The organism is Microcystis sp. M090S1 (assembly GCF_020246295.1).
GTDB lineage: Bacteria > Cyanobacteriota > Cyanobacteriia > Cyanobacteriales > Microcystaceae > Microcystis > Microcystis aeruginosa.
Genome location: NZ_JADBTF010000107.1, coordinates 1 through 8,068, shown reverse-complemented (window position 1 = coordinate 8,068; position 8,068 = coordinate 1). Strand labels below are relative to the sequence as shown.

General features: G+C 45.7%; 8 protein-coding genes and 1 pseudogene. 6 read left to right on the top strand and 3 right to left on the bottom strand.

Annotated features, from left to right (window positions below):
- A pseudogene (locus IM477_RS04955) lies at positions 1-177 on the bottom strand (formylglycine-generating enzyme family protein); the annotation flags it as partial.
- A gap of 183 nt (positions 178-360) precedes the next feature.
- Between IM477_RS04955 and IM477_RS04950 the strand changes: the two are divergent.
- The 6 genes from IM477_RS04950 to IM477_RS04925 all read left to right on the top strand — a co-directional run bounded on the left by IM477_RS04950 (position 361) and on the right by IM477_RS04925 (position 5,975).
- A complete protein-coding gene (locus IM477_RS04950) occupies positions 361-1,008 on the top strand; it encodes a DUF3386 domain-containing protein (RefSeq protein WP_061431404.1) in 648 nt (215 codons plus the stop codon).
- 300 nt (positions 1,009-1,308) lie between these two features.
- Positions 1,309-1,545 (top strand): NifU family protein, encoded by a 237-nt coding sequence (locus tag IM477_RS04945; protein ID WP_002735229.1) that lies wholly within the window; start codon positions 1,309-1,311, stop codon positions 1,543-1,545.
- 287 nt (positions 1,546-1,832) lie between these two features.
- A complete protein-coding gene (locus IM477_RS04940; protein WP_002766299.1) occupies positions 1,833-2,921 on the top strand; it encodes an isocitrate/isopropylmalate family dehydrogenase in 1,089 nt (362 codons plus the stop codon).
- 159 nt (positions 2,922-3,080) lie between these two features.
- The gene (locus IM477_RS04935) at positions 3,081-3,704 is read left to right on the top strand and encodes a COP23 domain-containing protein (RefSeq protein ID WP_190722710.1); all 624 of its coding nucleotides are present in this window, start codon (positions 3,081-3,083) and stop codon (positions 3,702-3,704) included.
- Positions 3,705-3,810: 106 nt separating this feature from the next.
- A complete protein-coding gene (locus IM477_RS04930; RefSeq protein ID WP_287730772.1) occupies positions 3,811-4,740 on the top strand; it encodes a S1 family peptidase in 930 nt (309 codons plus the stop codon).
- A gap of 29 nt (positions 4,741-4,769) precedes the next feature.
- Positions 4,770-5,975, top strand: coding sequence for a tetratricopeptide repeat-containing S1 family peptidase (locus IM477_RS04925; protein WP_287730771.1), 1,206 nt, complete (start codon positions 4,770-4,772; stop codon positions 5,973-5,975).
- A 21-nt stretch (positions 5,976-5,996) separates the two neighbouring features.
- On the opposite strand, the gene IM477_RS04920 is transcribed toward IM477_RS04925, so the two are convergent.
- Positions 5,997-6,596: a hypothetical protein gene (locus IM477_RS04920; protein ID WP_190722707.1), complete on the bottom strand. Its 600-nt coding sequence runs from the start codon at positions 6,594-6,596 to the stop codon at positions 5,997-5,999.
- A gap of 47 nt (positions 6,597-6,643) precedes the next feature.
- A complete protein-coding gene (locus IM477_RS04915) occupies positions 6,644-7,858 on the bottom strand; it encodes a hypothetical protein (protein ID WP_190722706.1) in 1,215 nt (404 codons plus the stop codon).
- Positions 7,859-8,068: the final 210 nt, after the last annotated feature.

Sequence of the window (8,068 nt, the reverse complement as noted above, 5' to 3'; positions counted from 1 at the left end):
GAGGGGTTCTTCTTTTTTCCTCAATCCTAGCCATGTATTGCGGACCCGTTTTCCGGTTTTAATCAGTTGCTGTCTTTCTTGAATCTGATCCTGCAAAACTAATAAATCGGGGCGATTTAGTTGGGGAAGTTGATAGGTTTTCCGATAAAGCTTGATTTTCGCCGTTTCTTCTGCCATCGCCTTGGTCGCTGAGGGTGAGTTTTTTCTATTTTAGCCCGATTTTTTGATCATCAAATACTATCGCGATACGCCTAGGTAGTTAAGTTGTCAAATTCATCTAGTTTTCTAGAAATCTCGGCCAGAGGCGAAAAAATCAGCGACAATGATATAAATGGAGTTATCAACACAAGTAAAGCGATTATGACTGTAGCCACGACGAACGCCCGAGATATTTTCCGCTCCGCCTACGAAAACCGTTACACTTGGGATGAACGATTCCCCGGTTACACTGCTGATATTATCCTCACCCAAGGAGAGGAAGTCCATACGGGCAAAATTCAAGTTAATGCCGATTATAGTGTGGAAGTAACGGGCATTGATGACGAGAAAGTGCAAGAAAGTATCTATAATCAAATGCGCGACATCGTTACTCACCGTAAAAGAGGCAATTTTGATGCTTCCCACGGCAAAAACCAGTTTAATTTCGGGCAAGATGATCCCACCGGTGCAGTAGAAATTCTTGTCACCGGCGATGCTATGGGGTCTAATTATAAAGTGCGCGGCCAGGAAATCTGTCAAGTCAGTCGAGTCATGGGACCGATGGCTTTTACTATTAATACCGAGGAAAGTCTCGATACGGGAGAAGGTTATATTTCTATTCGCTATAATGCCATTTTCCGCAATGCTAAAACCGATGAATTAAAGGGAAAACGTGACTTTAAGGAAACCTACGAAAAAATCGGTAATTATTATTTACCCTCCTGTCAAGTAATTAACGCAATCGATGCCGGGGGCGAAAAATCCACCACAGAATTCACTTTTATCAATCTACAGCTTTTAGAAGCTTAAGGGTTATCCCCGCCCAAAAAGCGTTAGGATTGAAGTAACTAAGTAGGTGGGTGTTAAAAATTGTCGGATCCCCCCGCCTATCGGCACCCCCCTTATCAAGGGTAGATCCCCCCGCCTATCGGCACCCCCCTTATCAAGGGGGGCAGGGGGGATCAAACCCCCCTTATCAAGGGTAGATCCCCCCGCCTATCGGCACCCCCCTTATCAAGGGGGGCAGGGGGGATCAAAGACAAGATCTATCTTCAATTTAATTGAAACCACTTACTTACACTGTAATAAATCTCTGACCAGAAGCTGATTATGTCTTTAACACTGACTCCCAATAACGTCGAACAAGTTTTAGATGAAATGCGCCCCTACCTGATGGCGGATGGTGGTAACGTGGAATTAGTCGAAATCGACGGGCCAGTCGTCAAACTGCGTCTTCAAGGCGCTTGCGGTTCCTGTCCCAGTTCCACCATGACCCTAAAAATGGGCATCGAACGTCGTCTCCGGGAAGTGATTCCCGAAATTGCCGAAGTTGAACAAGCTTTCTAAATCTTGGGTTAATTAATTCTCACCACTGCCCGATTGTTAATTTAATTAGCGATCGGGCATAATATTAATTAGGGTTTAAGGCAAGAGGCACTCATGCAAGAGGCACTTATGCAAAAGGGAGAATAAATAATCGGTTTTTAATAACCAGATTTGGTATTATATATCTTTTTCTACAAGATTGATAAAATTACAGAATTAATTAAGGTAAAAAGTATCTTTTTTAGCCGATTAAACGGTCAATTAAGCATTAAGATATACTTGAAAATTTTTATTAAAACTCAAAAATTATGACTGAAAATATCCCCACTATTGTGGTCATGCACGGCGACCAAACTGGAGAAGAACTATTACTAGAAGCCCTGAGAGTATTGCAACCCTCGATAATTCGTCAACCGCTTAACTTTGCCGATTTTGATCTTAGTTTAGCCCAGCGTCGCCAGAGTAACAATCAAGTGGTTCACGAGGCCGCTGAAGCGACTCTAAAAACCGGATTAGCACTCAAAGCTGCCACTATTACCCCAGAAATTAAAGGAGATGTGGGCAGTCCTAACGCTATTTTAAGAGAAGCAATGAATTCTCAGGTAATTCTCCGTATCGGTCGCCGTATCCCCGGTATTCGTCCGATTGGGGGCGTTTATTCTCCCATTGCCATTGTCCGCATGGCCGTTGATGATGCCTACGGGGCCAAAGAATGGCGAGAAACCACTGCCACCGGCGATGAAATTGCCTATCGCACCTCGCGCATTTCTAGGGCTACCAGTCGCGCTGTGGCCGAGTTTACCTTTCAACAGGCCAAAAAAACCGGGGCGCGGGTATTTGGCGGCCCAAAATTCACCGTTAGTGCCACCTACGAAGGGATGTTTAAAGAGGAATTAGACGCGGCGGCCCAAAGACATCCGGAAGTGCGTTATCAACCCCTGTTAATTGACGCAACTTTTGCCCTACTTTTACAAACCGACGGCGAAGCTTTGGTGATTCCAGCACTTAATCGCGATGGCGATTTATTATCTGATTTTGTCTTGCAACTCTATGGCAGTATTGCCGGGGCCGAAAGTTTAGTTTTGGGATTTGATGAGGAGACCTTAGCGGTTAAAACTATTATGGCAGAAGCTCCCCACGGCACTGCCCCCGCTTTAGAGGGCAAAAATATCGCTAATCCCATGGCGATGATTTTAGCCTCGGCAGCTTTGTTAGGTTATATCGAAACTAACGAAGCGCGTAAAGCTTCCAGGGCAATTTATGAAAGTGTCTTTGAAACTATTCACGAGGGCAAAAAAACCCCCGATTTAGGGGGACAAATGACCATGAGTGAGTTTACCGATGAGGTGATTCGTCGCGTGGTCAGTAAGTTAGAAGTTTGGTCTGCTTTGGGGTAAACGAACTCATCTGATTGCTCTCTTAAAGGAGTTTGAAGAAAAGCTAATCCAAAAAATAAGAATTGTTGCAAAAGCCTTGCTTTTGTTGGTTTTGCGGAGAGATAATAGCTACCTTTGAAGTGTATAGTAGAGTCCCTTTGCAGGATTAGGATAAGGACAATGACATTACAAACTTTGACAAAAACTCTGACTATTGGTCTGATTGGTGTAGGAGCTGCCTTGACCTTACAATCACCGAGCCAAGCTCAAACCAGATTCGAGTGTCTTTTACCAGTGACAGGCCCCTATGTAGGAGTTCCCACAACCTATGCCAAAGTCGGCTCTAATGAACGCAAAGCTGTGATTCGTTGGGTTTCTCGTTATTCTAGCGGTTCCGGTTACACTCCCCAGCAACGGTGTCTAGAAGTAACTAAACGATTCAATACCCTTTACGCTCGACCAGGCGGAATTGATATTATTACCACTGGCTATCTCAATGGTCTGCCGGTCATCTATTCCCCTAGTAATGGACGAGAACGGGCAAATCGCGATAACCTATTATTTACCCTCAAGAAAGGGGAAGACGCAACCGAGAAAATCGCACAGCTATTCGACCTCCGGGAGGGTTCCAGAACCGAGCCTTTGTTTGAAAGCTCATCGGATTCTGTCATTGTCCATTTCAACAAATTCCTAGAAAATGCTCCCGTGGAAACAAATCCTGCCACCGGTTCGTCCCCCTCTCCACTGCCGGAGACTTCTCCCGAACAACCCCCCCAAAAACCATCGGGTGGTTCTGTTTGGTAAACTTGTATAGTTCTATAGATAAGGTAGGTTGGGTTGACGCAAGGAAACCCAACGCCCGCTGTTTGGTAAACTTTTCTAGTTCTATAGATAGGAGCATAGTAATCAAGTGAGTCGGGCGATAAAAAGAATTTTGGCTGGTGTGGGCGGTTTATTATTGGGACTGTCCACACCTTTGCTTGCTGTGCAAAGCTATGCTCCTGCTCTGGAACCTAACCAGGCCAATGCCCATAGCTCTCAACAACTTTCAGAACAACAGCTGCGTCAGTTAGCCAGAGCAATTACTGTTAAGGTGTTATCAGGGCAAGGCTGGGGTTCGGGCATTTTAGTCGAAAAGCAGGGTGCTTCCTACAAAGTCCTCACTAATGACCATGTTTTAGGGCGGGATCGCCCTCGGGGTTGGCAAATACAAACCCCTGACGGCAAGATACATCGGGGTGAGTTGGTCAGAACAATTCGCTTGAATAATTATGATTTAGGCTTAATTTCTTTTCGCAGTAGCCAAGTTTATTCTATTGCTGATTTGGCTAATGTCGATGATCTCGCTATCGGAGATGAAGTTTTCGCCGCTGGCTTTCCCTACGATGGCGATCGCCCGACAGAACAAGGATTTACCTTCACCCTGGGTAAAGTGTCGCTTTTGAGTGATAAATCCTTTTCGAGAGGCTACCAAATCGGCTATACCAATAAGATTAAAAATGGCATGAGTGGCGGACCGCTGCTGAATCGGCAAGGTAAAGTTATTGGCATTAACGGGATTCATGCTTATCCTCTCTGGGGTAAATCCTACGTTTTTGCTGATGGAACAGTGACTTCACCGGCACTGTGGGAACAAATGAGTCGATTAAGTTGGGCGATTCCTATCGGGACTTTTTTACAATCGGGGTCATCTTCTCTATCTGCTTCCAGTCGGCAACGGCCCTCAGTTTCACCCCCACCGCTTCCCACCCATAGAGAACCCACTTTCTGGGAAGATTTTCCTTCTCCATCCTCGTCAACCCCAAGAGAAAAGAATCCCGCTCCCACACCCCTCTGGTAAATTCCACTCAACTGTATTTTTAAACCAGAATGAGCAACAATTTCTTGAAAATTTCCGCCGCCCTAGTTAGTATAGCGGTGTTTGTGGTTTCTCCTCAGATTGCTAAGGCATCAACAACTGAGCAGATAGAAAAAATTGCTGAAAAGATTACCGTTTTAATCCCCTCAGAAGAAGAGGGGGCGAATGGGAAAATTACTGCTAATGGCTCTGGATCAATTATTGCCAAAGAAGGAAAAGTTTATACTGTTCTTACTGCCAGTCATGTGATCTGTAAAGATGCTAGAGATGCCTGCAAGTTCTATTACGATCAACTAAAAATTATTACCTGGGATGGTAAGAAATATCCGCTCGATTACAATAGCATCAAAAAATTACCCGGAGTAGATCTAGCTCTCGTGCAGTTTCAGAGCGACCAAAATTATCAATTGGCGACCTTGGCTAACTATCAAGTAGCTGACGAACAATTTATTTTTGCTTCTGGATGGCCGGATCCGAAATTTATCGGCAAGCGGAAACGATTGTTCAATCTGGGGAAAGTGCTGCCCAAGGACATTACACCCTTGCTGAAAATATTTCCCCCGGAGTTGGGGTATGAGATAGTTTATACCAGTGTCACCTATGGGGGCATGAGTGGCGGTCCAGTGTTGGATCTCAATGGACGAGTCATCGCGGTTCACGGACAAAATGAAGCCGAAAAAATCGAAAAGGTTCCCGTGCCAATTGGCTTTAGTCTCGCTATTCCCATCACTACTTTTTTGAAATTAGCACCCCAGTCTGGCATTCAAGGGCAGATAAATGTCGAAAATTCGCCCCCCAATGCCTTATCTTTGCAAGAAATTGGGGATGAATTATACAAGGCTTTTGAATTTCCCCATAAGAACGATACTAATCCCCTAAACTGGCTTAATCAAGGCAATAAAATGTGGCGGTTAGGACAATTAGCCCTCGCCTATGCCGCCTATGAAAAAGCCTTGCAACTCGATGCTCAACTCTATCAAGCTTGGTACGGGAAAGGTCTGGTCTTGACCTACTGGAAACGCCCCCAAGAGGCGCTCGCTGCCTACGAACAAGCTCTCAAAATTAATCCTAACTCCGATACTGCCAAAAAACTGCGCGACAAGCTCCAAGAATCTTTAGGGGGAAGAAATACCCCTCCTGTAACTCCCTCACAGCCAACCACCGCGCCCACCGTGGAGCCTTCACCACAGCCCTCTAATCCGAGAAGACTATGGTAAAGTCAGCAGGGAAAATGCGGGTTAGCTAATAGTGAGTCCCACCAATTTAACTAAGGATGCTTGAATTGCTCGTAGTTCTGCGGGGGGATTGCGGAGAAACTCTTCGTTACTGGCTAAAATCATCGCATTATAGGCCTGCACCGCCGCCAGCAATTTAGCTGGAACTACCTTCTCATCCCTGGTCAGTCTCTCTAAGCTGGCCAATAAGTCTTCAATAACATTTAAAGGCGGTGCGCCGGGGGCTGAGTAAAGAGCGGCAATGACAGCATTGATATTATTACCCGCCTGTGCATCCCCTGTTAAGATGCTCAGTAGCAATTCCTGAACGGCTGCGGGAATCGGGGTACCCGTGGGGGAGGTTAAATTATTATCAGCTAACTGAATATTCAGAGAAGCCGCCGCCTGATTAACAGCGATTTGAGCCGGTTCTCCCCCCTGAAATCCCGTTACCGTCGTGGTGGTGGGGAAAGTTTGACCAGCAAAATCCCCAGTGGAAAGAATTGGTCCGGTGGCATCGGATTGGTTGCCGGTTTGCGCCATACCGGGAGAGACTAGGGCATTGGTCAGCAAAACCGCCGCCACTAAGGAAACTTGCCAATTAGTCAACCATTTCATCAACATGGTCTTTATCCTCATTCAAAAAGCTAAATTAACAATCTAAAAACCGACTAACGGGGGAAAAAGTAATTGTAGCCGATACTCATGACGAAGCGAGCGCCGTCCCCGGCATTGCCCGTTAAATCAGCACCGGCAAGGTTAATCGTCAAGGGGACTTTCGGGAAGGGAATCAGGGAAATACCTGCGTTTAAATCTTGACCCGACCATTCGACAATGGCCGAGACTGGTTCAACAATTCGTAAACCAGCACTAGCAAAGACACCCAGCGAATTTACCCCATCTTCGATGGCTCCTTCCGAGCGAAAACGACCACCACCAACACCCAAAGAGAGCGTCAATTGACTAAAGGGTTCTTTCGTTGTTTCTGTGAACTGAAAAAATTTGCTCACCACCCCGTAGATACTGCTACCGGCATCTGTCTCACCCCAGCGAATGGCGTTTTCAAATCCTAGGGCCACAGCAAAACCTTCTGGCAGAGAACGGTGAATTTTAAAGCTAAAACTACCCCGTCCGGCATTATCACCAAAAAGGCTCAAAATCGCCAGAGTTACATCCAAACCGACAATTTTCTGGGGGTCTCCCAAACCGCCCCCTAGGGCTAACCCGCCATCTGCTTGATTGGTAAAACGGGTTCTCGACTGGAAACCGAAACCACCGAAAATCTGCCCAAAATTCGCTCCAAAACCGATGGGAGTAGAAATACTGGCACTAGGGGCAACCACAAATTCCGCCAGTTTCGCAGAAAGGGTTCGCGGTTCCTCAATCAGGAAATCTTGACGTAAACGCTGCAATTCGGGAGAAATATTGGGATCAACGGGGGTAGATGCCTGTGCTTGCCATTTTTCGACTTCTGGCGAGTTATTAACTCCTGCTGGTAAAAGCTGACTTGCTTGCGTTGTCCCTAGATTCGCCTTCCATTCTTCTAGGGTTGAAATTGTCCTGGTCTTTTCTGTTGCTAAAGTATCGAGGGAAGATTTCCCTAGTTTATTTTCTAAGGATGAGGGCAGATTACTATCGGCTAATCCCTCTGTTGTCGAGAAGGAATTGGTGGTCAGAACTCTTTCTGTCCTCTCTAATTCTACGGGGGAATTAATGATAATTTTTTCCTGGGATACCCGAATAGAAGCAGCGTCAATGTCTAAGGGGGAAGGAAGGGCCTTCACCCGATCGCAAAGTATGGCTGTCCCCACACAGGATGTGATCAAAATTCCTCCAGAAAATATGTGTCTTATACGGCCGTTTCTTTTGGCTTTTTTTAACAACACTTCCAGCTTTCCTCACAGACGAAGTTAATTTGCAAGAATTGTAACTGATTTATGCTTAGATAGCAAGTTATTAAACCTGTTCGTTATCAATCATGGAATCCCCTAGATTTTTTCTTAGTAGGGAGGCACAATTATTTGTAGGATGGGTTAGCGGTAGCGTAACATGAGCGGGCGTTGGGTTTCATGCTTCAACCCAACCTACGTTCATCT

Coding starts and splice junctions, on each gene's coding strand:
- IM477_RS04950 (WP_061431404.1), top strand. CDS start 361: ATGACTGTAGCCACGACGAACGCCCGAGATATTTTCCGCTCCGCCTAC.
- IM477_RS04945 (WP_002735229.1), top strand. CDS start 1,309: ATGTCTTTAACACTGACTCCCAATAACGTCGAACAAGTTTTAGATGAA.
- IM477_RS04940 (WP_002766299.1), top strand. CDS start 1,833: ATGACTGAAAATATCCCCACTATTGTGGTCATGCACGGCGACCAAACT.
- IM477_RS04935 (WP_190722710.1), top strand. CDS start 3,081: ATGACATTACAAACTTTGACAAAAACTCTGACTATTGGTCTGATTGGT.
- IM477_RS04925 (WP_287730771.1), top strand. CDS start 4,770: ATGAGCAACAATTTCTTGAAAATTTCCGCCGCCCTAGTTAGTATAGCG.
- IM477_RS04920 (WP_190722707.1), bottom strand. CDS start 6,596: ATGTTGATGAAATGGTTGACTAATTGGCAAGTTTCCTTAGTGGCGGCG.